This window comes from Betaproteobacteria bacterium (genome assembly GCA_009693245.1).
Taxonomy (GTDB): Bacteria; Pseudomonadota; Gammaproteobacteria; order Burkholderiales; family SHXO01; genus SHXO01.
In genome coordinates this window covers 1-26,566 of the sequence record SHXO01000019.1, presented here as the reverse complement: position 1 = coordinate 26,566, position 26,566 = coordinate 1, and the positions used below count along the sequence as shown (strand labels likewise).

The 26,566-nt window shown below is 59.7% G+C and carries 24 protein-coding genes and 2 pseudogenes; 10 read left to right on the top strand and 16 right to left on the bottom strand.

What is annotated here, in order from left to right:
- Positions 1-3 precede the first annotated feature (3 nt).
- A pseudogene (locus tag EXR36_04975) lies at positions 4-672 on the bottom strand (glutathione S-transferase family protein).
- A 75-nt stretch (positions 673-747) separates the two neighbouring features.
- Here EXR36_04975 and EXR36_04970 point away from each other — a divergent pair.
- Both EXR36_04970 and EXR36_04965 read left to right on the top strand, forming a co-directional pair.
- Positions 748-1,128 (top strand): hypothetical protein, encoded by a 381-nt coding sequence (locus EXR36_04970; protein ID MSQ58996.1) that lies wholly within the window; start codon positions 748-750, stop codon positions 1,126-1,128.
- A 15-nt stretch (positions 1,129-1,143) separates the two neighbouring features.
- Positions 1,144-1,470: a hypothetical protein gene (locus tag EXR36_04965; GenBank protein MSQ58995.1), complete on the top strand. Its 327-nt coding sequence runs from the start codon at positions 1,144-1,146 to the stop codon at positions 1,468-1,470.
- Between the two features lie 41 nt (positions 1,471-1,511).
- Here EXR36_04965 and EXR36_04960 read toward each other — a convergent pair whose 3' ends face one another.
- Positions 1,512-1,700, bottom strand: a complete 189-nt coding sequence (locus tag EXR36_04960; protein MSQ58994.1) for a DUF3460 family protein — start codon at positions 1,698-1,700, stop codon at positions 1,512-1,514.
- A gap of 23 nt (positions 1,701-1,723) precedes the next feature.
- Here EXR36_04960 and EXR36_04955 point away from each other — a divergent pair, with 23 nt between their 5' ends.
- Positions 1,724-2,821, top strand: coding sequence for a HupE/UreJ family protein (locus tag EXR36_04955; GenBank protein ID MSQ58993.1), 1,098 nt, complete (start codon positions 1,724-1,726; stop codon positions 2,819-2,821).
- Positions 2,822-2,837: 16 nt separating this feature from the next.
- Positions 2,838-3,257 (top strand): hypothetical protein, encoded by a 420-nt coding sequence (locus EXR36_04950; protein MSQ58992.1) that lies wholly within the window; start codon positions 2,838-2,840, stop codon positions 3,255-3,257.
- 25 nt (positions 3,258-3,282) lie between these two features.
- Here the strand turns inward: EXR36_04950 and EXR36_04945 are convergent, their stop codons facing one another.
- The 3 genes from EXR36_04945 to EXR36_04935 are packed head-to-tail and all read right to left on the bottom strand — an operon-like array spanning position 3,283 to position 6,832.
- Positions 3,283-4,425, bottom strand: coding sequence for an enoyl-CoA hydratase/isomerase family protein (locus EXR36_04945; GenBank protein MSQ58991.1), 1,143 nt, complete (start codon positions 4,423-4,425; stop codon positions 3,283-3,285).
- A 9-nt stretch (positions 4,426-4,434) separates the two neighbouring features.
- Entirely contained in the window at positions 4,435-5,730 is a 1,296-nt protein-coding gene (locus EXR36_04940; GenBank protein MSQ58990.1) for an O-acetylhomoserine aminocarboxypropyltransferase, read from the bottom strand.
- A gap of 13 nt (positions 5,731-5,743) precedes the next feature.
- Complete coding sequence (locus EXR36_04935; GenBank protein ID MSQ58989.1) at positions 5,744-6,832, bottom strand: DSD1 family PLP-dependent enzyme; 1,089 nt, start codon at positions 6,830-6,832, stop codon at positions 5,744-5,746.
- A gap of 114 nt (positions 6,833-6,946) precedes the next feature.
- Between EXR36_04935 and EXR36_04930 the strand changes: the two genes are divergently transcribed.
- Positions 6,947-7,660: a tetratricopeptide repeat protein gene (locus tag EXR36_04930; protein ID MSQ58988.1), complete on the top strand. Its 714-nt coding sequence runs from the start codon at positions 6,947-6,949 to the stop codon at positions 7,658-7,660.
- A 316-nt stretch (positions 7,661-7,976) separates the two neighbouring features.
- Positions 7,977-8,796, top strand: a pseudogene (locus tag EXR36_04925) (MBL fold metallo-hydrolase).
- On the opposite strand, the gene EXR36_04920 reads toward EXR36_04925, so the two are convergent.
- Positions 8,793-9,581 (bottom strand): HDOD domain-containing protein, encoded by a 789-nt coding sequence (locus tag EXR36_04920; protein ID MSQ58987.1) that lies wholly within the window; start codon positions 9,579-9,581, stop codon positions 8,793-8,795. The pseudogene EXR36_04925 and the gene EXR36_04920 overlap by 4 nt on opposite strands.
- 212 nt (positions 9,582-9,793) lie before the next feature.
- Between EXR36_04920 and queG the strand changes: the two genes are divergently transcribed.
- Positions 9,794-10,855, top strand: coding sequence for a tRNA epoxyqueuosine(34) reductase QueG (queG, locus tag EXR36_04915; protein MSQ58986.1), 1,062 nt, complete (start codon positions 9,794-9,796; stop codon positions 10,853-10,855).
- Positions 10,856-11,064: 209 nt separating this feature from the next.
- On the opposite strand, the gene EXR36_04910 is transcribed toward queG, so the two are convergent.
- From EXR36_04910 to EXR36_04885, 6 genes are all read right to left on the bottom strand, one after another.
- Positions 11,065-11,592 carry a transposase gene (locus EXR36_04910; protein ID MSQ58985.1) on the bottom strand — a complete coding sequence of 176 codons (528 nt, stop codon included), beginning with the start codon at positions 11,590-11,592 and terminating at the stop codon, positions 11,065-11,067.
- Positions 11,593-11,670: 78 nt separating this feature from the next.
- The gene (gene lpoB / locus EXR36_04905) at positions 11,671-12,240 is read right to left on the bottom strand and encodes a penicillin-binding protein activator LpoB (GenBank protein ID MSQ58984.1); all 570 of its coding nucleotides are present in this window, start codon (positions 12,238-12,240) and stop codon (positions 11,671-11,673) included.
- A 182-nt stretch (positions 12,241-12,422) separates the two neighbouring features.
- Positions 12,423-13,103 carry a DUF1425 domain-containing protein gene (locus EXR36_04900; protein MSQ58983.1) on the bottom strand — a complete coding sequence of 227 codons (681 nt, stop codon included), beginning with the start codon at positions 13,101-13,103 and terminating at the stop codon, positions 12,423-12,425.
- 1,163 nt (positions 13,104-14,266) lie between these two features.
- On the bottom strand, positions 14,267-14,980 hold the full coding sequence (locus EXR36_04895) for a haloacid dehalogenase type II (protein MSQ58982.1): 714 nt from the start codon (positions 14,978-14,980) through the stop codon (positions 14,267-14,269).
- Positions 14,977-16,053 (bottom strand): hypothetical protein, encoded by a 1,077-nt coding sequence (locus tag EXR36_04890; GenBank protein ID MSQ58981.1) that lies wholly within the window; start codon positions 16,051-16,053, stop codon positions 14,977-14,979. Before EXR36_04890 ends, EXR36_04895 begins: the two co-directional genes overlap by 4 nt.
- A gap of 176 nt (positions 16,054-16,229) precedes the next feature.
- Complete coding sequence (locus EXR36_04885; protein ID MSQ58980.1) at positions 16,230-18,527, bottom strand: TonB-dependent receptor; 2,298 nt, start codon at positions 18,525-18,527, stop codon at positions 16,230-16,232.
- A gap of 135 nt (positions 18,528-18,662) precedes the next feature.
- On the opposite strand from EXR36_04885, the gene EXR36_04880 reads away from it, so the two are divergent.
- Both EXR36_04880 and EXR36_04875 read left to right on the top strand, forming a co-directional pair.
- A complete protein-coding gene (locus tag EXR36_04880) occupies positions 18,663-19,643 on the top strand; it encodes a sensor histidine kinase (protein MSQ58979.1) in 981 nt (326 codons plus the stop codon).
- A complete protein-coding gene (locus tag EXR36_04875) occupies positions 19,640-20,326 on the top strand; it encodes a response regulator transcription factor (GenBank protein MSQ58978.1) in 687 nt (228 codons plus the stop codon). Before EXR36_04880 ends, EXR36_04875 begins: the two co-directional genes overlap by 4 nt.
- Before the next feature lie 120 nt (positions 20,327-20,446).
- Here the strand turns inward: EXR36_04875 and EXR36_04870 are convergent, their stop codons facing one another.
- From EXR36_04870 to EXR36_04855, 4 genes are all read right to left on the bottom strand, one after another.
- A complete protein-coding gene (locus EXR36_04870; protein MSQ58977.1) occupies positions 20,447-22,057 on the bottom strand; it encodes an AMP-dependent synthetase in 1,611 nt (536 codons plus the stop codon).
- A complete protein-coding gene (locus EXR36_04865) occupies positions 22,038-23,123 on the bottom strand; it encodes a histidinol-phosphate transaminase (protein MSQ58976.1) in 1,086 nt (361 codons plus the stop codon). Before EXR36_04865 ends, EXR36_04870 begins: the two co-directional genes overlap by 20 nt.
- Before the next feature lie 130 nt (positions 23,124-23,253).
- The gene (locus EXR36_04860; protein MSQ58975.1) at positions 23,254-24,741 is read right to left on the bottom strand and encodes an ABC transporter permease subunit; all 1,488 of its coding nucleotides are present in this window, start codon (positions 24,739-24,741) and stop codon (positions 23,254-23,256) included.
- Positions 24,738-25,481: an ATP-binding cassette domain-containing protein gene (locus EXR36_04855; GenBank protein MSQ58974.1), complete on the bottom strand. Its 744-nt coding sequence runs from the start codon at positions 25,479-25,481 to the stop codon at positions 24,738-24,740. The genes EXR36_04860 and EXR36_04855 overlap by 4 nt, the downstream gene beginning before the upstream one ends.
- Positions 25,482-25,909: 428 nt before the next feature.
- On the opposite strand from EXR36_04855, the gene EXR36_04850 reads away from it, so the two are divergent.
- Positions 25,910-26,566: hypothetical protein (locus EXR36_04850; protein MSQ58973.1), on the top strand; the 657-nt coding region annotated here is incomplete at its 3' end.

Sequence of the window (26,566 nt, the reverse complement as noted above, 5' to 3'; positions counted from 1 at the left end):
CGACTAAGGCTTCGTGGCGTAAGGTTCATCGGCCGGCACGAACTCCGTCTCCGCCCGTCCCGCGGCACACCACTTCTTCACGGCGTCCAATCCGAGTACCGCGCTGGCATATTGCTCCGCCACCGGCGGAAGCGTTACCGCATAGGTTCTAAACCGCATCACTACGGGCGCGAACATGGCGTCGGCGATGGTGAAGTTCCCGAACAACAGACCGCCACCGGTTCCGAAGCGGGCGCGGCAGGATTCCCATGCATGCACGATGCGCGCGATGTCTTTTTCCACCGCGGGATTCCTGCCCTTGCCAGGATGCGAGGAGCGGATGTTCATCGGCATGTTGCCGCGAAGATTGCCGAAACCGGAATGCATCTCCGCGCACATGGCACGGGCATGGGCGCGTGCCATGGGTTGAATTGGCAAAAGCCCCTTGGCCGGAAACATCTCCGCCACGGTCTCCATAATGGCCAGGGAATCCCAGACCGGCTCGTTATCGATCCATAACACCGGTACTTTGCCAGTTGGCGACAATCCTTCGATGCCTCGCACGGAGACATCATCGTTGAACTTGAGGAGAACTTCCTCGAAGGCGATGCCCGCCTGGGTGAGGAGCACCCAAGGGCGCATGGATCAAGACGAGTAGTTTTTGTTGGCGATTACCAGACGAAGATGTGGCATTGAAAGACTCCTGTGAAGAGACGTCGCGCCGGTATGATAGAGTCATTTCGTTACCCATGCTTACAAGGATCAATAATGACTCGTCCAGTGCTGAATGCCATGTTTCTCGCGGTGTTCGCCGCGGCCACCACGGCGTTTGCTGGTGAGTTTGACCAGCTACAAAACCTGGGCCAAGCCGAATTCCGCCTGATATCGGAAGATCTTGGAGCGGCCCTGAGTTCCAAGTCCTACGTGCCCTCGGCGCCGCTGGGTATCACGGTATTCGATGCTGGACTCATCATCACCGCCACCAGCTTGAAGCATCACGATCTGATCGAGCGGGCCAGCAGCGATTCAGTACCCTCATCACTGCCTTTCGCCCAGATCCGCGTGATGAAGGGTTTGCCATGGGACATCGATATCGGAGCGAGTTACTCCTATTTAGCCGGAACGGACATCAAGTACTGGGGAGCGTAAGCGCGTTACGCCCTGGTGGCGGGTAGCACGGTGACGCCCGCGGTTTCCATCCGAGTAAGCTACACGAAGCTCACGGGTATCGATCAACTCGATTTGGATACCAAGGGGCTGGACCTTAGCATCTCGAAGAAAATATTGCTGGTCACGCCCTATGCCGGTGCCGGCTATGTGTGGGTGAGCAGCAGACCCAACGGCGTGCCGGGCCTGGGAGGGGAAAACTTCTCCTATCCCAAACTATTCGCTGGCCTGCGCGCCAACTTGCTGCTGGCGAGCTTCACTTTCGAGGCCGACAAGACCGGAGACGCGGTCTCCTACGGTTTGAGAGTGGGCGTGGGATTTTGATGTAGGCGGTAGTTATAGAATTCGCCGCCAGCCCTGGCAACCTACGGTTTGTTGTAATACACGTAGGCCTGCTGGCCGATCTTCGACTCTTCCAACTTCTTGAGTTCATCGAGATCCTGGGGGCGGTCCCACCAAGTCGCGCGGTGTTTTTTCTGCTTTTCCACTATCTGGGGATTCTTGCCGAGGAATTCGCGCAAGAACAAAGTGGTTTCCGAAACATATCCAGCCATGATCGTTGTGAATAAAAATTGATATGAGACTGAGTTTAGCACCGGTGATGCCAGCTCCATGGGCCTTGTTCGCCGCCCTACTCCTTTGGCCGGACCCTGGGATGGCGCACAACACACGCTTGAGCAGCTCGCAGTTGAGCATCAGCGGGCCGAATGTGGAGGGAGTATTAGAAATAAATGGCCTGGACTTGGAAGTAGCGCTGAGCATAGAATTGAACACCCCGGAGGGCCAGGTATCGCCCGAATCGGCCGCCGCCAATCAAACCCGCGTATTCGAGTACTTGCTTGCCAAAGCCGGGCCCACCCAATCCGGCGGCCAGCGCTGCAAGGGGACGGGAGAAAGTCTGGCTACCAAGGGCGATCACGTGCTGGCAAGCTTGCGTTGGACTTGCAAGGCCGGACCTCCCGAGAGCTTCGAGACCACGCTATTTCAGGAGATCGATCCCGCCGCGCGGCATATGGTGACGGCATCCGGCGACGCGCGAGCCTTCGCGTTGCTAGGTGTTTCGAACACAAAAGTCCGCCTCGCCCGCGCGGAACCCGGGCTACGCGAAGTGCTGTGGCGCTATTTCGTTGCTGGTGTGGAGCATATCGCCATAGGCTACGATCACATCGCCTTCCTTATCGCGGTGATTTTGTGGGGCCGCAAATTCTGGCCCTTGGCGGCCGTTGTCACCGCTTTTACCGTCGCGCATTCCATCACGCTCAGTCTCGCCGTGCTGAATGTCGTTCAACTACCCTCGCAACTGGTCGAGGCCATGATCGCGCTGAGCATCGTTTATGTCGCGGCGGAGAACTTTTTTGTTCGCGATATCGGCCGCCGCTGGATCGTGACTTTTCTGTTCGGCCTCATTCACGGATTTGGATTCGCCTCGGTTCTACGGGAATACGGCATTCCGCAAGAGCGTATCGGGTGGGCACTAGCGTCCTTCAACGTGGGGGTCGAGGCAGGGCAACTGGTCATCGTGTCTTTGGCATTCGCCGCGATCTTTCTAACGGGCCGAATTTGGAAAGATGCATCCTTGGATTCCGCGCACCGAAAGCGCTTTGTATGGAGCGTGTCCGCGATCATTTTGGCGTTGGGAATCTATTGGGCCGTGGATCGCATATTCTTATCTTGAGGAACTACACACTGTCATGAAGAAACATCTCAGCTTAATTTCAGCCGCCGCGGCGCTTAGTCTGATGGCGGCGTATGCCGTGGCCGGCGAGGAGGACGAAATCGTCACAGGTTGCCATTTTTCCAACGGCGAGTGGGGCACGGACGCCATTCATATTTGCATAAACGAGAACCGGGCCCTTCGGGAGCAAGTTCTCGCCTATTCGCCGGAGCATAAGCGCATCGTCGAACGCTGCAGGCGCGGGCTGGAGTTGGGATGGCAGTGGGTGAAAAACTGCGTGGACAAGGATATCGAGGCTGCGGCTGAATTGCAGAAGTACCCCGCGCAATTCGTAGGGCTCATCGAAGATTGCGAGAAGGAAATAGGACACCGAGGGGCTGCCAAGGTCAAGGCTTGCGTGGATAAGGCCGCCGAGACACCAAGCTCCCGGAATTAGAGTGCTGCATTCTACGACCGGCAAGTTAAAGATCCGCAAGCGGATGTTCATGCGCCGGCCAAGGGCTCTTGAAGAATCCGTCTATCCACCCCGGCGTAACCTCCGCAAGCGTTGCCGGCCGCCAGCGAGGGTGACGGTCTTTGTCGATCAAGAGCGCGCGAATGCCCTCGGCCAAATCGGGGCGTGCCGCGCAAACCAAGGATGCGACCAGTTCAGCGCGAAAGACCTCCGCCAGGGAACACAGCCTGAGACGTTGTTGCAACGCGGCCGATAACGCGGCCGTGCCCGGAGAACCGGCGGCAAGAGTCGCGGCGGCGCGATTGAGCCAGGCATCTTCTGTCTTGAGGCCCGTGATCGCGGCCACGATGCCTGCGATGTCAGCCTGCGCGCACAGCGTATTGACCAAGCCAAAATGCTGGCGCAAGGGGCCGTGAGCGAGATCCTTGGCGGCAAACTCAAGCAGCAGACTCGTAAGGGAATGCCTATTGGCTTGGGCACTACCTTTCCATTCGTGCTGAAGGATGCGCGCCATGATTTGAGCTTTTTGGGCGTACTCGACTTGGTAGTCCGCGAGCCCGGCGAAGATCGCGTCCGAGGCATTGAGTTGAGCGGCCGTCAGCGCAAGAAAGAGCCCGGTCTTGCCTGGCGCGCGATTGAGAAACCAACTCCCGCCCACATCGGCATAGAGCCCGATGTTGATCTCTGGCATGGCCACTCTCGCATGTTCTGTTACCACACGGTGGCTTGCCCCCACCGCGAGCCCCACCCCGCCTCCCATGACAACACCGCGCGCCCAACTGAGCACCGGTTTGGGGTATGTGTGGATCAAGTAGTCCAGCCGGTACTCACGCGTGAAGAAATCCAACGCGTAGGCATTGCCAAGAATATCCTCGCATTGTGGCGAGGCATGGTGCGCGAGAATAGTCTTGTGCATTTGATGCAGATCCGCACCGGCGCAAAACGCCCGCTCCCCCGCGCCCTCCAATATCACCAGCACGATTTCGGGGTCGCTTGCCCAAGCGCGTAGGCGCTCGCCCAGCAAATCGATCATCCGCAAGGTCAGCGCGTTGAGCGAACGCTCGGCGTTCAGAAGGGCCACGCCGATGCGCGCGCCATTCGTGCTGAGGTGCTCCTCGAATAAGACGGGAGCGGAAGTTTGTTCAGTCATCCCTATCCTTCAAGCCGACTGCGAGATCTTGAGCGCGCGCTCCAAGTCCTCGGTGAGATCGCCCGCATCTTCCAACCCAACGGACAGGCGTACCGTTCCCTCGCCGATGCCAGCGGCGCGCAGAGCGGCTTCGTCCATGCGGAAGTGCGTCGTCGAGGCGGGATGAATCACCAAGGATTTCGCATCCCCCACGTTGGCGAGATGGGAAAACACTCGTAAGTTTTCGATGAACTTGCGGCCCGCCGCGCGCCCGCCCTTCAATTCAAAACTGAACACGGCGCCGCAGCCTTTTGGCAGCAAGCGCTTGGCGAGTTCGTGATCGGGGTGGTCTGGAAGTTCGGGATAGGACACGGACACCACGGCCGAATGAGATCTCAGACGGCTGGCGATTTTGCGCGTGTTGGCGACGTGCCTCTCCATGCGTACCGGCAAGGTTTCCACCCCTTGCAAAATTTGGAACGCATTCATGGGACTCATGCAGGCGCCGAAGTCGCGCAACCCTTCGCGGCGCGCGCGCAGGAGAAACGCGCCCACGGTGGATTCCTCGGTGAAGATCATATTGTGGAACCCAGCATAGGATTCGGTCAGCGTGGGAAACTTCCCGGACTTGTCCCAATCGAAGATCCCTCCGTCCACCAATAGACCGCCGATGGCCACGCCGTGCCCGCCGAGGAACTTGGTGGCCGAGTGGTACAGCAAATCGGCGCCCAGGTCGAAGGGACGCATCAGATAAGGCGTGGTGAACGTGGAATCCACCAGCAAAGGCACGCCGTGATCGTGCGCCACTTCGGCCACGCGCGGAATATCCAGCACATCCAGACCAGGGTTTCCAAGGGTCTCGCCGAAAACGAGGCGGGTATTTGGGCGCATGGCGGCGCGGAATGCATCCACATCGCGCGGATTCACGAAGGTGGTTTCGATTCCAAAACGCGAAAGCGTGTAATGCAGCAGATTATGCGACCCGCCGTAAAGCGAGCGGGACGCCACGATATGCGATCCCGCGCCCATGAGGGTGGCGACCGCCAAGTGCAACGCCGCTTGACCGCTGGCCGTGGCGATGGCACCCACGCCACCCTCCAGGGCCGCGATGCGTTCCTCCAACACGGCGTTGGTGGGGTTGGTGATACGCGAGTAAACGTGGCCGCCGCGCTCCATGTTGAACAGCGAAGCCGCGTGGTCCGTGTCGCGAAATACGTAGGACGTCGTGTGATAGATGGGGACGGCGCGGGCGCCATGTTGCTGGTCGGGTTGCTGGCCGGCGTGCAGGCTCAGCGTATCGAACTGGAAGCTCTCGGGAGCGGACATTCGTTGTAAGGCCCTAATAAAAAGCGCCGCGCGCGCTGATGGGCCAGATTTCTTCCACGCGGTCCGCGCGATAACACACCAGCCAGTCGTGGAGATTCACGGTCGGATCGCAGTGACCTGGTATGAGCCGGATTTTTTGTCCAAGCTTCGCGTCCGCGGTAGTGAGTTCGATGACGCCGTGCTCATCGGATGCTTTCAAGTACCGTGCACCCTCGAGGTCCGCCACTCCCGGCATGCCGGAATCCACGCTATGCGCCTTGAGGCCAACGTCCACCACGGCGCGGTTTTTCACGGGGCGGCTCATCACGGTCGAGAGGATGAACAGGCTCTGGCGGAAGGTGCGCACGGGCAGCCCGTCGGCTTCGAGGTTGCGCTGGTAGTCCGCGTCCATGAATATGTAGGAACCCACTTGCAGCTCGTTATACAAGCCGCTGGTGGCTTCGCTGAGATACGTGCCGGTGCCTGCCCCAGCGATGATACGCGGGGGAAGCCCTGCTCCCTTGAGGCCCGTGACACATTGCTCCACGCTATCCACGGCGGCGCGAATGGCGCTCGCGCGCGCTTCGGGCGTGCGTAGATGCTGGGCGGCGCCTTGATAGGCTTGTATGCCGGCGAAGCGCAGATGGGGAGATGCCGCAACCGCTCTCGCCAAGGCGACAGTGTCGGGCCCAGGCAGGACACCGCAGCGCGAGGCGCCCACGTCCACTTCAACCAATACGTTGATAAGAGCGTCCACGCTCGCCATGGCCACTTCCAGGGCGCGCACATTGGTGGCGTTATCCACGCACACGCCCATGGCCGCCACCTTCGCCAAGGCCGCCAGCCGGTTCAATTTCTGCTCGCCAACGACCTCGTTCGCCACCAGCACGTCGGTCACGCCATGGCGCACGAAGGCCTCGGCCTCGCTCGTCTTCTGGCAACAAATGCCCACGGCGCCGAGCGCGATCTGGCGGCGGGCGATCTCCGGGCACTTATGGGATTTCGCATGAGGCCGCACGCGAACGTTGACGCCCTGCAAGCTATCGTTGAGGGCTTTCAAGTTGAACTCGAATGCATCCAAGTCCAGCAGCAGCGCGGGCGTGTCCACCTCGGAGAGGGACATGCCGGGACGGGCCGGAGCCGCAAGTACGGCTGACGGTAGGGCGTGGGAGGTCTCAGGCTTCATCATGATGTTATCTCTTGGTAACCAGCACGCTTGCTGGGCGTAGAATCCAGCATGCATTGTAAGCGGTGCGAACGGAGCGTTACGGTTGGGGAGGCAAAGATGAGCGATGGGCACATGCGATGCATGAAAAGTTGGATTGCCGCCTTGGTGTTGCTGGCGGGCCCACCCCTGCCGTGGGCAGCCGGGCTGGAGTCTCGCCACGACGCCCTGCAAGGTCTCTCCAGTCCCGATGTCCAGGTGCGGCACGATGCGGTCTTGTGGTTGAGCGAGCGCGGCGCCATGGAGGATCTGGGTGCGCTCGCCGAAGCATTGCGAGACGAAAATTCTGGCGTGCGCATGCTCGCCGAGGAGGCCCTGGTGCGACTGTGGAGCCGCTCCGGAGACCAGCAGATCGATGCCCTCTTCAAGAAAGGTGTCACGCAAATGGCGGAGGGACGCATGGCGCTGGCGGTGGACACCTTCAGCCGTATCGTGGAACTCAATCCGGAATTCGCCGAAGGCTGGAATAAGCGCGCCACGGTCTACTATCTACTGGGAAATTACGAGTTGTCGCTCAAGGATTGCGACGAGGTAATGCAGCGCAATCCCTTTCATTTTGGTGCCCTGGCGGGATATGGCTTGATCTACATGCGACTTGGCAAACTGGAACAGGCTTTAGAATATTTCGAGCGCGCCTTGGAAGTGAACCCCAATCTGGAAGGTGCCCGGCAAAGCGTGGCCGCCCTTCGGCATCAGCTGGGGAAACAGGGAAAACAAGCGATCTAGTGGCACCCCGCCACGGAAACTTGTGTTGCATCGCGCCGGTCCCTTGTTCCGCGGTCAATATTGACCTGGCGACTTTGTTGATCTGACTACTTTGCCCAATCTCCACCATACACCCAACGGATTTCGCAACAATCACGAGATCGCTCCTCGCAGGAGTTTCTGGCGCTGGCAGCGCGAGCGCTGGTCGAAGAAGCTCCCCAAGGCGCCGGAGGGCGGCTACCGGGTGGATTCCGTTAAGCCCAACGTGCAATTTCTAAAGACCAACCGTTCTGAACCTGTCATCACCTGGTTGGGCCACGCCACATTCCTGCTACAGATGGGCGGAGTGAATATCCTAACGGACCCCCACCTCACGGGCCGGGCTTCTCCCTTTGCCTTCTCCGGCCCGAAGCGCGTGGTGCCACCGGCCCTCGGCTTCCACGACCTGCCGCATATCGACATCGTTGTGATCTCCCACAACCACTACGATCATCTGGACACAGGAACGATTCGGCGCTTATTGAAGCAAGGCGGCGGATCTCCTCTCTTCTTCGTGCCCCTGGGAATCAAGGCTTGGATGCATTGCGCCGGCCATGCCAAGTGCGTGGAACTGGATTGGTGGCAATGGGCTCAGGAGAGCTGGCTCACGCTGCACTTCGTACCCGCCCAGCATTGGAGCGCCCGCACGCCGTGGGACCGCAACAAAACCTTATGGGGTGGATGGATCATCGATCATCCGGAGTTCCGTTTCATTTTTTTTTGCCGGAGACACGGGGTATTCCCCCGACTTTCTGGAGATAGGGCGCAGGTTCGCGCCCATAGATCTAGCCGCCATACCCATAGGTGCCTATGAGCCGCGTTGGTTCATGGGGGCGATTCACGCCAATCCCGAGGAAGCCGTGAAAATCCACCAAGACATCGGTGCCCGCCACTCCGTGGGCATGCATTGGGGCACCTTCGTGCTGACCGATGAGCCCTTCGAGGAACCGCCGCACCGCTTGGCACTCGCCCGCCGGGAAGCGGGTCTCAAGGAAGAGGCGTTTTTCGTCATGAAGCACGGCGAGACTCGGTCCTTGCACGCGCTGGGATGGGCAACGGCTCCTGACCCCGTGCCCCCGTGGGCGCTGGCCGCGGCCGCCCGGCTCAAAACAGCCTAGGCCACCTCGGCGAGGGTCGGTACAAAGACCTTCGCCGTTTCAACGAATTCGGCGCCGGCTTTCTTTTCCACATCCGCCAAGATTTCTGGAGTCAATCCAGTGGCCTCCCAAAGATAGGGATCAAACTTAGCGGCATCCACGTGCCCCTTGGAGGATGTCGCCGCGTCAGCCGCAGCCGCCGCGAGGTGTACGATGGCCGCGCCAATGACGGAGGAATGGGCCTGTACGGGTTCCACGTGCTCCAGAATCATCGCCACGATGCTTTCGGGCAAGCGCCACCGGGCCAGAAGATCTCCGCCCACGGCGGCGTAGTCGCACCCAATGAGCTGGCGCTCCACGCCGTACAGCTGCTGTCCCGTGCGTTCGGAGTGGCTCAGGGCCACCGCTGTGAGTTGCGGAATTTTGTCGTACATCACCAAGCGCCCGACCCGGCTAAGCAGCCCCACCAGGAATAGACGATCATGATCGATCAGATTGGCCCGCTTACCCAAGGCACGCGCGCTCAGCGCGCACAGCAGGCTGTGGGACCAGAACCGGCTGACATTCATCAATCCGTATGGCACGCCGGCGAAGGTAGTGGTGACTGAACTCGTGAGGATAATATCGTGAATGGGTTGCATGCCCATGATGTTCACCGCCTGCACCACGCTTTCCACTCCGCGGGGCATGCCGTAGACCACGGAATTCACGACCTTGAGAAGGCGCGCGGTGATGGCGGGGTCTGACGAAATGAGTTGCGCGACGTCACGCGCCGATGAATCGGGGGATTCGACAGCCTCCCGGATTTTGAGATAGACCTACGGCAGAGAGCTGATCTTGGAAAAATTAGCGACGAGGTCTTGGGGCGTGTAACGTTTAGGCACTGCGTTTTACCCTGCCGTGGGTTAGGTAATTTGAAGCACGACGAACCGTCCATCCACTTGAAATTCAATAGTGATCGAAGCTACATATCGGCTCTTTTGCCACAAAATTGAGTCTGAACTCACAGCGCAAAGCCATGCCGCACACCGGCCCGGGGCTTAAACACCGCATCCGCGATTGGGCGCACGCGCTAGGTTTTCAGGAAACCGGCGTTGCCAGCGTGGAATTGTCTGGCGCGGAGGCGCGATTAATGGAATGGATCGCGCGCGGTTACCACGGCGAAATGAAATACTTCGAGCGCCACGGAACCACCCGCGCGCGCCCGTCAGAACTCGTCCCAGGAACCCTGAGGGTGATCTCCGCTCGCATGAATTATCACCCCGGAGATGGAGTGGATGCCGGGGAATTGTTGGACCGGCCCGATCGCGCCTACATTTCCCGCTACGCGCTTGGACGCGACTACCACAAGGTACTACGCGACCGTTTGCAGAAACTCTGCGATCGCATCGGCGAAGAAGTGGGACCCTTTAGCTACCGTGTGTTCACGGACAGCGCACCGGTCATGGAGGTGGAATTGGCCGCCCAGGCGGCCCTGGGCTGGCGCGGGAAGCACGGCTTGCTACTCAACCGCGAGGCGGGCTCGTGGTTTTTCCTGGGCGAAATCTACACCGACTTGCCCCTTCCCCCCGACGCACCCATCGAGGAACATTGCGGCACGTGCGAGCGCTGCATCGATGTATGTCCCACGCGCGCCATCGTCGCGCCCTATGTCGTGGACGCACGCCGGTGTATCTCCTATCTCACCATCGAACATCCGGGCAGTATTCCGGAACCGCTGCGGCCCATGATGGGAAACCGCATCTACGGCTGCGACGATTGCCAACTGGCATGCCCGTGGAACAAATTCGCGCAGCCCAGCCTGGAGCCCGATTTCTCCATCCGCCATGGCCTGGACGATGTTGGCTTGGCGGAGCTATTCGCGTGGAGCGAGCAGACATTTCTCGACCGCATGCGGGGCTCGGCCATCCGGCGCATCGGCTACGAACGCTGGTTGCGCAACATCGCGGTGGCGTTGGGTAATGCGCCTACGACGGCGGAAGTTGTAAGTGCCTTGAGGGCTCGCGTTAACGATCCGTCAGCATTGGTGCGGGAGCATGTGGAGTGGGCGCTGGGGAGGCATGGTGCACGTGAGGCGTGAGGCGATAGGCGTGAGGCGTAAGGGCGGCGAGGATCAGCAGACCACAACCGGCAATAACCCGCAAGATAGACCGGTCCGGCTCGCAGTGTTGCGTAAAGAGGGAAGCATGTCCGCGCGTTTGGATGGCAGACTGGACCGTCCTAACGGCGATTAACCACGGCGGACACGAAGCCCGGTAGGTTGGGCTGAATGGAATGAAGCCCAACATTTCAGCGTTCACCATACGCACCCGCTTGGTCACCCAGTTGCCCGCCCCAGCCGGGAGCTACCACTTTCCGTTCGATGTATCCGTGTAGCGCCGAATGCGGCCAATCGATAGCCCGCTTGACCCAGCCGTGTTTCACGGGGTTGTAATGGATGTAATCCACATGCCGCGCCAAATCCGTTTCATCCCGGATTTTGTGCTCCCAGTAGCGCCGCTGCCAAATACCACGCTCTCGTTTTGACTCGCGGCTGGCGCTAATACGCTCTCCTTTCGCCAACCTACGCGAGAATCCCGCTTTGACCAGTGACCAGCGTAGCGGATAGGCGGCATCACCTGGCAGGCGCCATATCGCGTGAAGGCGATCCGGTAACGCCACCATCGCCACCACCGCGAAAGGATGGGCGTCTTTCACATGCGCAATTGCCGCACGTAGCTCGCCTATGTGCCGCACGAGTAGATCGCTGCTCCGGTCCGCAAGATTCAGGGTAAAGAAGTACGTTCCCCCTGAAACATCAGAGCGCAGGTAGCGCATCGGTTCTCATATTGGATTGTTGGGCTTCACATAATGCGTTCAGCCCAACCTACCGTGCTAGATCTCAGATCCTAGCCCCTACCCTTTCGTAGTCGTCTTCCGAATCTCCTTCTCGTCCGTCCACTCCAGCAAGCCGTTCTCGATGTTCCAAAGCTGAAGGTTGAACTTGTAGTAGACGTCTTTCACGTCCTTGGCCTGCTTCACGATGGAGACGATGTTGCCTTCTAGCCGGTATTCGGCGCCCACCATGCGGCCGGTTTTGGCGGCTTTCCTGCGTTCGTAGAGTTCGCTTTGCTGGCGGTTGAGTTCTTCGACTTGTTGCTCCATGCCGGCGGAATCCACGGCGAACCTGACCTTTCCGCTTTTGAGCAGTTCGGAGCGAATGGTGTCGGTGATGGCACTGGTGTCGATGTACTCGCTGGTCTTGTTCTTGACTTCCTGAACGGTCATGATCGGGGCGTCAACCTGGGTGATGACACGGTGGTTGAGCAAGGATCGCGTCATGGATTCGGCGATCATTTGAAGATCGGTGGAACCGAACTGGTTGGTGACGGTTTCCACGCCTTTAGCATCACCGTAGCGCACCACTTCTTTCGCGCAACCGGCCAAGAAAACAAACGGCATCAGAGCAAGGACTAATCGATTCATGAAGACTCTCCTTTGAACATGGAAAAAGCATTTGGGCCACGGAGAACACCGAGGTCACAGAGAGAAACAGCGGCTTATCTACCGAGGCCGGCGGCCATACGATGAAAAGTCCAAGCGAGTTGGGCCTTTCCTCTGCGTGCTCTGTGTTCTCTGTGGCTAACATGCAGTTTTAAGGTTGTAGATTACTGGTCTTGTGCAATCAAAAACAGCCGGAAATCCACCGCCTTGGACGTGGGTGCCAAGCCGGTGAGGTTATGGGTGGCGTGAGCGTACAAGAGAACGGGTTTCAAGGATTCGTCGTCCCAGGCGCTCAGGCCATCGCGGTCCAGCCAGCGGAATTTGTAGGCCACGCGGCGCACGTCGCCGGCCTTGTTGGCGAGTTCGACGTCGATTCGCAGCGCGTCGTTGCGCATGATGCAGGTCATGGCGTTGACCACCACGCCTGATAGAGCACCGGCGATTTCGACCTTGGCCTTGATCAAATCCTCCAAGGCGCCTTGTTTGCTGCTTGCCACTGGGCATCCGAAGGCGGTGGGTGCTTTATCGTGAGGAGCAGATCCCTTGGAGGCACAACCCAGAAGAGCTAAGAGAGGGATTACGCAGGCGTATATCGGTTTCATGAAGATCTCCATTTTTGTCGAACCGTTACCGAAGCTTGGCTGAGGGAACACTACTTCCCGGCGCCAGCACGAACAAATTCCCCGCCAGCAAGCGAACCGCCACCACCATATGCCGCCCCTGCACTTGCAGCGGGAAGGTGCGCGCGCCGTTCGGGGTGTTGAGCGTAACCTGGTGCGCCCCTCTTGGCATACGCCCGCGAGCCGCGGACACCAAGGCCGGAAGCGTGCGCCAGCCACGTTCATCGGCGGACTCCGTGAGCAGCGCGCCCAGCGTCACCGCGAGAAGGCCCAGCCCGCTCCTGTCCTGGCGGCGTGCCTGGCTTTGCGCGACGCCCTTGATGGTGGATCGCACCACGGCCCGCAGCATGATGCCGGGCATCTCGTCCTTCAACGCGCGCCGGGCCATGGCGTCTACGTCGGTGATGGCCGACACCGGCAGCGGCTCCAAACCCTGCACGTGCAAATCCATGGGCGCCACACCCAAATTTCTTGGGGCCAGCACGGGGAAGGAAACGGGAACATAGACCCAATTGAAATCGGACGGAATGGGCAACACTAATTGCGCCGATTGCCGTGCGGGGACTTCGCCGGTTTCTATCACGAACAACACGTCGGTATCTTGCTCGGAATGGCCGGCGGTGCGCCGGTCCAGGCCGGCCAAGCCTTCTTCGAGGATAGGGACATTCGGTTTGATTTCGGCCGCCTGCCGGTACCCCGCCGCGGCCAGGCTAGGTTCATCCAAGGCCTCGTAAACGAACCCCGCGAGATAATGGCTGAAGGCGCTTTGAAAGCTATTGCGCAGCGCATTGATCTCGGGAGAATCCAACGTCTGCGTGGGGTAGCCGCCGAGATCCTTCAAACTCGTCTTCGCACCCTTTTTCTTCGCTTGCTCCTGGATGTCCGCGACCTCTTTCCCGCGGACGGTGGCGATGAGTGTTTCGCGTTCGTGCGTGCGTTTGATGGCCACGCGCGCTTTCGCGAAATCTCCCCTGGCCAGGTGGTTGAGGGCGAGGCGCGTGGTGAGCATCACTTTCTCGTAATCGCGCCCCTCATAGGCGCGCAACTTGTCGTTGATGAGATAGCCGCTCACGGAGGGCAGCAATTTCCGGGGCGCCGTGCGCGCCACCTCCTCCCACGCCAGCACCGTTTGGTCCGCCTTGATCCAAGCTTCCTCGCTGGCGGCGAAGCTCCGCTTCAAGCGCAGCAGTTCGCCCAATTCCAAGTGATACAGCAGATCGCCACTATTGCCTTTGCGTTCGCCACCGAGGGTGCGGATTGCGCCATCGATGTCTCCTTCATGGGCGCGGGACAGGGTGCCGGAAAGCTCCTTGTCGTAACTCCTAAAGGTTGCGCATCCGCTTAAGGAGAGCGCGAGCAAGCATGGGGCTAGGCAGCGCACGATTGCGCTACAGGCCGATCTTCTCCGCAAGTTCAATGAAAGAATCCGCATTCAACGTGAAGCGCTTGTCGTGGGCCAGGTCCACGGCAACGCCCGGACCATACTCCTTTGGGCGGGGTATGAAGGCGGTCGCCAAGCCGCAGGCCTTGGCCGCCAGCAAGTCGTCCTTGTGAGCGGCCACCAGCATTAACTCCGCGGGCTTCAACCCCAGGAGATTAGCGGCACCCAAGTAAGTTTCTGGATCGGGTTTGTAATGCTGGAACAACTCGGCGGAAAAAATGACGTCCCAGGGCAATTTGCCGTGCTTGGCCATGTTGGCGAGCAAGGACACGTTGCCGTTGGAAAGCGTGCCGATGATGAAACGCTCCTTCAAGCGCTTCAAGCCGCGCACAGAATCCGGCCAAGGCTTGAGTCTGTGCCATACCAGGTTGAGGTGAACCTTGTCGGCTTCCGTGAGCTTTTTCAGATCGAAGCACTTCACCAGATCATCGAGGATCATGCGGTGCAAGACGTCGATGTGGGTCCAAGGCAATTCGCCAGTACGCACCCGCTCCATGGCGGGGCGGTATCCCGCGCGCCAAGCATCCGTAAAGGCCACCCAATCGATGGCGATCCGCTTTTTCTCTCCTAGCGCGCGGCCTTCTCGAATGATGCTGCCACGCCACTCCACGACGGTGCCGAAGACGTCGAAGACCATGGCCTTGACATTTGCAAGCTTCATTGCGGCGTATCCAGGCTGCCAACCGATTTCGGATAAGTCACCACTCCCCAGGGAAGGCGCTTATCCTCGATGCGCTTGACGGTTTTGTAGGTGGTGGCGTCTATGACCACCACTTCGTTGGAACGGCCGCAGGCCGCCAGGATGTGGCGGTCATCGGGGGTGAAGGTGAAGTGCCAGCAACGCTTTCCCGTCGGGGCTTGGGCAATCTCCGTATAGGTTTTCGTGTCGAACACCTGTAACGCCGCACCTTTGGAGAGCGCCACGAACAAGCGTTCACCCTTGCGATCGAAGGCCAGGCCGTAGGGGACTTCTCCCGTCGTGACGACTTTGAGGATTTCGTACCGGGTATCCATCACCACCAGTTTGTTACCGTACTCCAAGCTCACCACGTAAGTCTTGCCGTCGGGCGACATCTTGATGCCGCGCGGCCGGTTACCGAATTTCTTGGTGCTGACCTTGATCACCAGCTTGCCGGTGGCGATGTCATGCACGCTCACGTTCTCGTCCGCTTCATTGGTGACCAGAATGCGCTTGCCGTCGGCAGAGAACTCGATGCCCTCGGTTTCCATGCCTCCGGTGATGGCACGCACCACCTTGCCTTCCTTCAAATTCACCACGGCGATCTTGGCCGGTTCGGCGTCGTCGTCCTCGCGGGCTTTTTCCAACGCCTTGGCTTCGGCGGACCCAGGTGCTGGCGGGGGCCCGCCCACGGCGGCGGGCTCATAGGAGACGAAGGCGAAATCGCCGCGAACGCGCACGAACTCTGGATTCTTACCGATGCGGATGCGTTTTATGAGCTCGCCGCTTTCCCGGTCGATGAGAGAAATATCACCCTCGTCCCCATTGGCGGTAACCAGCATCTTGCCGTCCGCCGTGACGCCGATGCCGCGCGGGGATTTCGAGCCCGTGTCGATTTCCTTGACGGTTTCGAAGGTATTCAAGTCGATGACCGTGATGTGGCCTTCCTGGTTACTGACGTAGGCGAGGCCTTCGCCGGCACGTACGCTGGAAACCGCGAGGCTAAGCATGCCCCCCAATACAGCCACGAGAATCTTGGAATGCGAGAACTTCATGAATCTCCCCCCTTGAGTGGAACCCTGGAAAAGTGGCGAATTGTAGCCTCTGACGCCGCTGCTGGACTTCCGTTCCACCCAGCGGCGTCTATAAATCTAGAAAAAGCCAATGCACACGCTGACGCAAAAAAAAGAGCGCCCCGCGAAGGGGCGCCCGGAACTTCATGCTCGGGAGGTCAATCGTCTTGTTGCTGAGTGGCCGTCCCCCTACGGCCGCCGAACTCGTACTTGATGCCAACCCAGGCCGCGCGGGGAGCGCCTGCGGAACGGAATTGTTCAGGGGCTTCCAAGGATTCGTTGAAAGTGCGATTAGGCCCATTGAAGAAATTCTCCCCCAGAATCCCGAAGGTTTCGTACTTCTTGCCGAACAAGTTTTGCACGCGGAAGAACAACTGGAGCCCACCGCCCAAACGATAGTAGCCGTCCAGGTGCACGATGGTATAACCGGGCACCTTGCCATTGGCGTCTTGGTTGTTCTCGTCGCCCCTTGCGTACTGGTCGCCGGAATACACGACACTGGTGCCAGCGGAAAAATCTTGCCCCACTTCATAGGCCAGCCGAATTTTCGCGGTGCGCTCTGGAATGCCTGGAATCTTGTTTCCCGGGCGCACTTGTATATCTCCAGTGCCATCGGCTGTGCTGTTGTTGGGGCTGCTGATGGTCAAGTTCGTCTCGAAGGTAGATTGCGTGTAGCCGTAGTTGGCCGAGTAGCGAAATCCGCCCGCCTGGCCGTGTATTCCCAACTCGAAACCATGGCGCCGCGTTTTGGCTACATTCTGAAAGAAACCGGTGTTGGCGCTCGAGCCAATGGTTGAAACGAAAATGATGTCGTCGTCAAGATCGGTGCGGTAGGCCGCCGCGCTCCAGCCCAGGGACGCGTATATTTTTCCACGGGCGCCCAATTCCATGGTCTTCGCCACCACCTTCTTCAGCGGTGGATCGGCCAGGAAGTTATTGGGAAGTTTGCACGGATCGTTCGGGTCCGCGCAAGTCAGTTCCATCGCCGTGGGGGCGCGCATACCTTCGCTGTATGAGGCGTAGGTCGTGAGAGTTTTGTCAGGGTTGTAATTAAGGCCCACGGCCGGATTGAAGCGGCTAAAACTGTGATCTCCATTGAGCTGGGGTTCAAGTCCGGACTGGTCTTCGATCTTGATATTGGCGTGGTTGTACCGGCCCGAGAGAGTCAGGTGCAGTTGGTCGTTGATCGAAAGCGTATCGGTCAAGTAAATCCCCAGATAGCGCGTGGTGGATTTAGCGTGCGTCTCCTGCTCTAAATCGTCCACCGCCAGGGCGTTTCGATCCGCCGTGAACAGGGCATTTTGCTCGAACTGCTTGAAGTCGGTATCGCCCAAATCGGCGGTTCCCCCCAAGCTGAAAGTATTCTGCATCTGGCCCAATGGCCTAAGCACGCTGTATTGAAGCGAAGCGCCATAGCCATCGGTGTCGATAATGCTACGGTCGTTGATGCCGGTACAGGGCGCATCGGGATCGGATCCATCGCAACTATTCTGGGATGCGCCGTCGTAATCGTCGTTCACGTTGCTGCTAGTGTTCGTGTTCCTGTAATGACGGTAGTACACATTGCCCGCGATCAGTTGATCCTGGGTAAAGAACAGGCTGCCGCGCAAATTGAGCGCCTCAGCTTTGTTTTCATTGCGATCCGGCCACGTATAAGCTTGCTTGCGCGTATCCAGCCAAGAACGGGGCAGAGCTTGCGTGCCCTCGAGGTCGTTATCGGCGATGAGGACGGAGAGATCGAAATCCTGGGCCTCCGTTTCATGTCCCACCTTGCCGAAAAATTGGCGCACTTCGCTGGGCGAGTGCTCGCGCCAGCCGTCTTCCTTGAACGCATTGCCGGAGACAAACCAGTCCCATGCTTGGCCGTGGCCTCCATACTCCGCTTCCAGCGCCTTGCGGCCCCACGAACCCCCATAGGCGCTGAGGGCCCCCCCAGGATACTGAAACCCCGATTTCGTATTCACCGAGAGCGCCGCGCCCAAGGTATTCAACCCGAATACGGGATTCGAACCTGGGATGAGGTTGACGGTCGATATGGAGTTTTGCGGAATGAGGTCCCAATTCACCACATCGCCGAAGGGTTCGTTGATGCGCACGCCGTCGTAGAAAACCGAAAGGCCCTGGGGTGTGCCCAGCAAGGGCGAGGCGGTCAGCCCGCGAAAGTGCACATCGGGCTGAAACGGGTTATTCTGGCCCTGGTTGATGGAAACGCTTCCCAGGTTGGCATCGAGGAACTCGCTCAAGTCGAGGGTGCGCTGCTTTTCGATATCCTTGCCCGTGACCGCCTGGACGTTGGCCGGGACTTGGCTGATGGGAACGCCAATACCAAGAACCGGCGTGGTGCCGATGACTTCCACCGTGGGAGCCTCGAATTCCGTGGCTGGATTCTTCGCCATGGCGGTGCCCGCCATGGCGAAGCAGATAAAGGCTACGTTAATGGTTTTTCTGATAAACATGCTTGTCTCCTTCTGGAGTGCATGACTGTATTGAAATAGGCAGGTCGTGGTTATGGGTGTAACGACAAAAGTACCTGGGAATTTTTCCCGAGAGGCGTGTTAAGTGGATATATCTGGAGCAGGTTCGAAGTCCCCATGGCATTGAAAGAGCACACCTACGAGCCGCCCGCCGCCGCCGGGTACCCGGGGCCCTCCTCGGCCGGGAGGGATTTGTTCATCGTTTTGATCGTTACCTTGGCCGCGTTCGTTTTCGCCGCCAAGGTAGAGCTGAGCGAATGGATATTGTCCAAGACCCGTCCCGTGGAACCCTACCAACTCGACGAGCTACCGCTGACGATCGTGGTATTGGTGCTGTCCATGGCGTGGTTCTCGTGGCGCCGGTGGGGGCAGTTCGCAAAGGAGTACACGCTAAGGCTCGAGGCGCAGCAGGCCTTGAGCGATTTGCTGGCCGAGAACCGGCTGCTGGCGCGCAAGAACGTGCTAGCCCAGGAAGAAGAGCGCCGTGTGCTGGCGCGCGAGCTACACGACGAATTGGGCCAATCCCTCAATGCGATCAAACTCGACGCCGTGGCCATTCGCGAAGGCGTGCATGACACTTCCAATGAGATTCACGCGAACGCCACGGCCATCATCGAGGTCGCCGATCACGTGCAAGAAACCGTACGCGGCCTCACTCGCAGATTACGCCCCGTGGCATTGGATGAGTTGGGATTGCGCGACGCACTGGAACTCTACGTCAATCAATGGGAACGGCGTAATCCTCCCACGACCTGTACCTTGGAGGCCTCGGGCACCCTCGAAGATCTGGGAGAGTTGGTGAATATCACCCTCTACCGCTGCGTGCAAGAATGCCTGACCAATGTCACCCGGCACGCTCGCGCTACCGCGGTGAAGGTATTGCTGGCGCAAGACCAAGGAAGTGTGCGCCTCGTGGTGGAGGACAATGGTAGCGGCATGGATGTGCACGCCAAGCGCCATGGACTCGGGCTGGTCGGCCTACGGGAACGCGCGGAATCTCTGAACGGCAGCTTGGAAGTCTCCAGCGCGCCTGGCGCCGGAACACGCATCACCCTCTCGCTCTCCCTCGGTTCCATACCTAAAATGACCAACTCATGACCAGCGTTCTCTTGGTAGACGATCATGCCGTGGTGAGAGAAGGTTACCGGCGTTTACTGGAACGGACCACCGATCTCAAGGTGACCGCCGAGGCGGCGAGCGGCGAGGATGCTTACCGCGTCTATTGGGAAACTCCCGCCGATGTGGTGGTGATGGATGTCAGCCTGCCAGGGATGAGCGGCATCGAAGCCACGCGGCGCATCCTGGCGCGCGAGCCCGCCGCCAAGGTGCTCGTATTCAGCATGCACGAAGACACCATGTTCGCCTCGCGCGCATTACAGGCCGGCGCCAAGGGTTATGTGACCAAGTCCAGCGCACCCGAGGTGCTGGTGGACGCCGTGCGCGCCGTGGCCGCGGGGAAGATTTACATCACGCAAGAAGTCGCGCAACAGCTGGCCCTGCAATCGCTTCCCGGCCAGCGCCTGCCATTGAATGCACTCTCCCCGCGCGAGTTCGAGGTTTTCCGGCTGCTGGCGCAAGGCCATCCCGTGCAAGAAATCGCCGACAAACTCTCTCTTAGCCAAAAGACCATCGCCAATTACCAATCCAGCATCCGGCAAAAACTGGAGGTTACCAGCGCCGCCCAGATCGTGCGCTTGGCCATCAGTTGCGGTTTGGTGGAGTCCGGTACGCCTCCGCCGGAATTGGACGGCAGGGATGGAAATCCGGTTGGCGGATCATAGAAAAACTACTGCAAACGGCGAACCTTCTTAACGCAAAGACGCAAAGGACGCAAAGAGAATCTCTTTGGGGTCTCTTCGCGTCCTTTGCGTCTTTGCGTTCATAGTTTTTTCAAGGTTGGTCTACCATCTCCGCCCGCGCAACTCGCGCCGGATGATTTTTCCAGTGGTGGTCAGCGGCAGCGAATCCACGAAGCGCACCTGGCGCGGATACTCGTGAGCGGCCAGCCGGATTCTCACGTGATCCTGAAGCTCGCGCACCAGCGCATCGCTGCCTTCAAATCCCTCCTTCAGCACGACATAGGCTTTCACGACTTCCGTGCGCTGGGGGTCGGGCGCACCGATGACGGCTGCAAGCTTGACCGCCGGATGAGCGATCAAGCAATCTTCAATGGGGCCGGGACCGATGCGGTAACCCGCGCTGGTAATCACATCGTCGTTGCGGCCCACGAAACGCACATAGCCTTCATCGTCTTGAATTCCGGTATCGCCCGTTAGCAGCCAGTCGCCGGCGAACTTCTCGCGGGTCGCCACCGGATTGTTCCAATAACGCAGAAACATCACGGGGTCCGGGGAACGGATGGCGATGTTGCCTTGGGTACCGCGTGGAAGAACTTGACCCGTATCGTCCACCACCCGCACATCATGGCCTGCTACCACCTTGCCAATACTTCCAGGTTTGATTGGGTAGAGCGTACTGCAAGACGAGACGACCATATTGCACTCGGTCTGCCCGTAGAACTCGTTGATCCGCACACCGAACTTTCCAAGACCCCAATCCAGCAACTCCTCGCCTAGGGACTCTCCGCCGCTGGCGAGAGAACGCAATGGGAACACCTCGCCCGAGGGGCTCTCGGCACGCAACATCTTGAGCGCCGTGGGCGGCAAGAACACGTTGCGAACCTGGTGGCGGCGCATCAACGCCAGCGCCGCTTCGGGATCGAATTTCTCGAAGCGCCGCGCCAGCACGGGAATCCCCAGTTGCCACGCCGGCATCAACACATCCATGAGCGCGCCGATCCAGGCCCAATCGGCGGGCGTCCAGATGAGATCCCCCGGCTGGCCAAGAAAATCGTGCGACATTTCCACACCTGGCATGTGACCCAGCAAGGCGCGGTGGGCGTGGAGCGCGCCCTTGGGCGAACCGGTGGTGCCCGAGGTATAGATGATGAGCGCCGGCTCCTCGGCCGAGGTTTGTACGGAGGAAAAAGAATCGGACGCCCGGGCCAGCGCATCATGGAAGGATTCGCAACCCGCGGGCGCCTCATCGATGCACAGCACCGCTTGCAAGGCCGGCAACTCTTTGCGCAAAGGCTCGATCTTCAGCGCATTGGCGCGATCGGTCACGAGCAGCTTCACGCCCGCATCGCTTAAGCGAAAGCGCAGCGCATCCACGCCGAACAGGACGAACAAAGGCACGGCGATGGCGCCGGATTTATAGACCGCCACGTGGGCGATGGCGGCCTCCGGTGCCTGTGGCAGCAAGATCCCCACACGGTCTCCCGCGGCCACGCCTCGCGCTGCAAGCACGTTGGCGAAGCGGTTGGATGCGCGGAAGATATCGTCGAAGGAGTAGCGACTGATCGCTCCCTCCTTGCTCTCGAAAATCAGCGCGAGCCGCCCGCTCCCGTCAGCCCACTTGTCGCACACATCGGTGCCGATGTTGTAATGCGCTGGGACTGCCCAGCGGAAGCCTTCGGCGAGGCTCGCGTAACTATCCGTGCGCCGGAGCATGGGCAGGCGGCGAGAGGATTTCCGCGAGGGCCGCCGCGAGAGCATTGCATTCCTCATCGGTTCCCACCGAGATGCGCAGGAACTGCTCGATGCGAGGGGCACGAAAGTGCCGCACGATGATCTGCCGCGCGCGCAACACCGAAGCCAGCTCACCGGCATCGCGGCCAGGGTGGCGCGCGAACACGAAATTCGCCGCCGAGGGAAGCACCACGAGCCCAAGGTTTTCCAACGCGCGCGCCAACATCTCCCGGCTGGCGATGATAGCTTGGCGTGTCTTGTCGAAGTAGGCTTTGTCCTCGAAGGCCGCTATGGCGCCTGCTTGCGCAAGCCGGTCCAGGGGATAGGAGTTGAAGCTGTTCTTGACGCGGTTCAACCCTTCGATCAGATCTGGGTGCCCGATCGCGAAACCCACGCGCAATCCGGCCAGGGCGCGCGACTTTGACAGCGTTTGAACGACCAGCAAGTTGGGATATTTATCCACCAAGGCGATAGCCGAATCGCCACCAAAATCCACGTAGGCTTCATCGATCACCACCGGCACGCTGGGTGCCGCCTTGAGCAAGCGCTCGATTTCGGACAAAAGCAGCACGCGCCCTGTCGGCGCATTGGGGTTTGGAAAAATCACGCCGCCGCTGGGGCGAAAGTAATCCTCGATGAGCAGACGAAACTCTTCATCCAAGGGTACGGTTTCATAGTGGATACCGTAGAGCTTGCAATAAACCGGATAAAAGCTGTAGGTCACGTCCGGGAAGAGCAGCGGCTGCTCATGCCGGAGCAGGCCCAAGAAGGTGTGCGCCAGCACTTCGTCCGAGCTATTGCCAACGAAGACTTGCCGCGGCGTCACCTTGAAATAGCGTGCAATGGCCGCCCTCAAATCCTCCGCGTTGGGATCCGGATAGAGCCGCAAATCGCCACTGGCAGCCCTGGCAATGGCCTCCAGCACGGCGGGAGACGTGGGATACGGATTCTCATTGGTATTGAGCTTGATCAGCTTCCCCGCCTTCGGCTGTTCACCCGGAACGTAAGGCGTCAGTGTGGCGACTACGGGACTCCAGTATTGGCTCATGATTTGGCGCTGCGATAAGACGATAGGGGGCGGATTGTAGTGGGTATGGTGTATTACCCTTGGGATTTGAGCGGCGAGTGCTCAATGGACGATTGAACGATTCCCGTCCCGCATTGAGGGTTTCATTGCGCTATGGCCCCGTGCGCAGCCCTCGCGGTGTCAGTACGCGTTGCAATCCATCGAACAGCCACTGCACGGCTACCGCCAGTATTGCGGCGGGAATCGCGCCGGCCCATAGCATTTCGTGATTGTTGAGGGCTAGGCCCGTGACGATGCGCTCGCCGTAGCCGCCGGCGCCGATGAAGGCAGCGATGGTCGCGGTGCCCACGTTAATGACGGCGGCGGTCTTGATTCCGGAGAATATGGAGGGCGACGCCAAGGGCAGATCGATCAAGCGCAGCTTGGCACTTGCATTCAATCCCAGGACTTCGGCCGATTCGCGCAATTGCGTCGAGATGCCTGCCAGCCCGCCATGGGTGCCGCGCACGATAGGCAAGAGCGCATAGAGGAACAAGGCCACCAGCGCAGGCCACACGCCGATGGTTCCCAGGAACGCTATCAATACGGCCAGCAATGCGAGCGAAGGGACGGTTTGGACGATGGCGACCCCCGCCAGGAGTGGCTGTTCCAACCCTGGGATGCGCGCGGCGCAAATACCCAAAGGAATGCCAATGGCGACCGCCGCGGCGAGGGAGCCGAACACCAGCATCAGATGTTGCGCGGTGAGCCGCCAGAAATCATCGCCGAACAAGAGCCTCCAAAACCCGGATGGCGAGGAAGAAGACGCTTCATGGATGCTTAGGTACTCGCGTGCGATGTCCGTGAACGGCTTGGCATCGAGTTCCGCCGCTGCGTTCATGGCGATCATTTGCGCGGCGTCTATGCGCCCTTCCAATCCCGTGATGGCCTTCCACGCTTTGGAAAATTTTTCGGGGACATCGAGCCGGTAAACGAAGACTGCTTGGTATTCCGGGAAGTAGCGCTTGTCGTCCGTTAACACCTTCAGCTTGTAGCGCGCGATCTTGGCGTCGGTGGAGTAGATGTCCATGACGTCGATCTGCTTGGCGGCCATGGCTTCGTAGGCAATTCCATGATCCAATCCCATGGGCGATTGCGGCAGGCTGTAAGCGCGTTGAAGCCCAGGCCAGCCATCGCTGCGCTTGAGAAATTCGTGGGAGAGCCCAAAGCGCAATGCCGGCTGATCCGCCAAGCCGGCGATGGATTGCAAGCCCTTTGCCTGAGCTTCCTCTTCCCGCACGGCGAGCGCGTAGGTATTCTCGAAGCCCAGTTTCACCGCCACCCCCAAACCCATGGGCTTCAAGCCCGCGTTGATGGCGTTAAGATCGGTGGTCTGGATCTTCAATAATTCCAGTGCGATGGTCCCGGTGTAATCGGGGTAGAGGTGCACACTGCCGCTTTTGAGTGCCTCGAAAAGAATCGCGGTGTTACCCATTCCCTGCTTGTGGGACACCTCGGCTTGGCCCGCGGCGCGCGCCGTTTGAGCCGCGATCTCCGCGAGGATGTAGGACTCCGTGAACCTCTTTGACCCCACGACCAATTCCTCGGCCTGGCCCCCCACGCCCCACACGGTTGCCAGAATTGCGAGGAGAACCCTCATTGCAAGGCCAAGCGCGGGTCGGCACGCTGCGCACGAATGTATTCGGTGACAAAGGGTTGCGCCGGATGCTCCAACAACTCTTCCAGCGGTCCGCGCTGCACCATGACACCCTCCCGCATGAGAATGATCTCGCCGGCGAAAAACGCGGCCTCGTGCAGATCGTGAGTCACCAGCAATACCGTTTTTCCCATCGTGGCGAATATTTCCTTGAGATCCCTTTGCAACGCATGCCGCGTCATGGGGTCAAGGGCGCCGAGGGGTTCGTCGAGCAACAGATAAGGCGGATCGAGCATCAATGCCCGTATCAGCGCCACCCGTTGCCGCTGCCCGCCCGAGAGCTGCTGGGGATAGCGCTCCAGCGCATCCCCGGGAAGCCGCGCCAAGCGGGCAAGTTCGCCCATGCGAGCATCGATCCAATCGCCGGACTTGCCAAGATGGCGTGCCAGCAGCGCGGCGTTCGCGCGTGCCGTGAGATGGGGAAACAGCCCGCCGTCTTGAATGATGTAACCCACGCGGTGGCGAATCTCGCGCATGGTCGTGCCGCCAAGAACCGCATCATCGAAACGCACCCGGCCACTGTCTGGAGGCGTGAGCCCCAGGAGAATGCGCAGCAAAGTGGTTTTCCCGCAGCCGCTGGGGCCGATCAATACCGTCGTCTGCCCGGCGGCAAACGTCATGGTGGTTGGCGCGAGGGCAACGCGGCCACCGTAGGTCTTCGCGATGTTATCGGCGGCGATCATCGATTACGCAATGCGGCCTGGCCCGCTCACAAACTTCCAGCTTCCCGCAATGGTATCTGCCGCCCAAGTGCTAAGGCTGGTTAGTAACAGCAGTACGGTAAGTAGCATCTTCATGGCATCCCCCTGGTAGATGTGTATATGTGTAGATGTGTAGATGTGCCGGGTTTCCTAGATAGCGAACCTGCGCAGTTTAGCGCGAGCCGGCTTGATCGTGCGCAATGGCTGCGCCCATGCACTCATGGATGAACTGCTAGCATCTCGATTCTTCATTTCCAATGCTTTGCCGATGAGAGCCGTTGTACTGCGTGGCACGGGTGGCGTGGATGCCCTCCAGATGGGAGAGGCCGAGAAACCTCGCCCGGGTCCGCGCGACGTGCTGATCCGCGTCGCGGCTTGCCCGCGGATCTTGCCGTTTCTGCCGGGGCGGCTTGGAGCCCCTGTGCCCCGAGCGCCGCTTTCTCGGCGAGCAAGGCATGGCGGGCGGCTACGCGGATTACGTTGCAGTGGAAGAAGACAACGCCGCGCTCGTTCCGGATTCGGTCAGCGATGAGCAGGCGTCCATCGCCGCTTGCGCCATCGGTACCGTGCTCAACGCGGTGCGTGACGTAGACAAAGTAGCCATTGGAGAACGCGTGCTCGTTACAGGCGCGGGCGGCGGCCTCGGCGTGCATGCCGTGCAGATGGCGCGCCTCGCCGGGGCCTACGTAATCGCGCAGACGACGGCGGCGGACAAGGCACCGCTGCTGGCCTCCCTGGGTGCCCACGATGTCGTGGTCAGCACACGCGGGGAAGATTTCTCCGCCAAAGTGCGAGAACGCACCGCGGGCGAAGGCGCCGATGTGTTGCTCGACAACGTGGGAACACCCTTGTTTTCCGCCATGCGCCGCAGCCTGGGTGTCAACGGGCGCTGGATTCTTATCGGCCAGGTGACGGGCGATAGAGAGGGCTTCGGATTTTCGGACACGCGGATAATTGATAGCCTTGCTTCCAACCAAGAGGAGCAAGACCATGAGCAAGAGAAGGCCACGACGGAAATTGACCGCGAAGTTCAAGGCGCAAGTCGCGCTGGCGGCGATGAAGGGAGA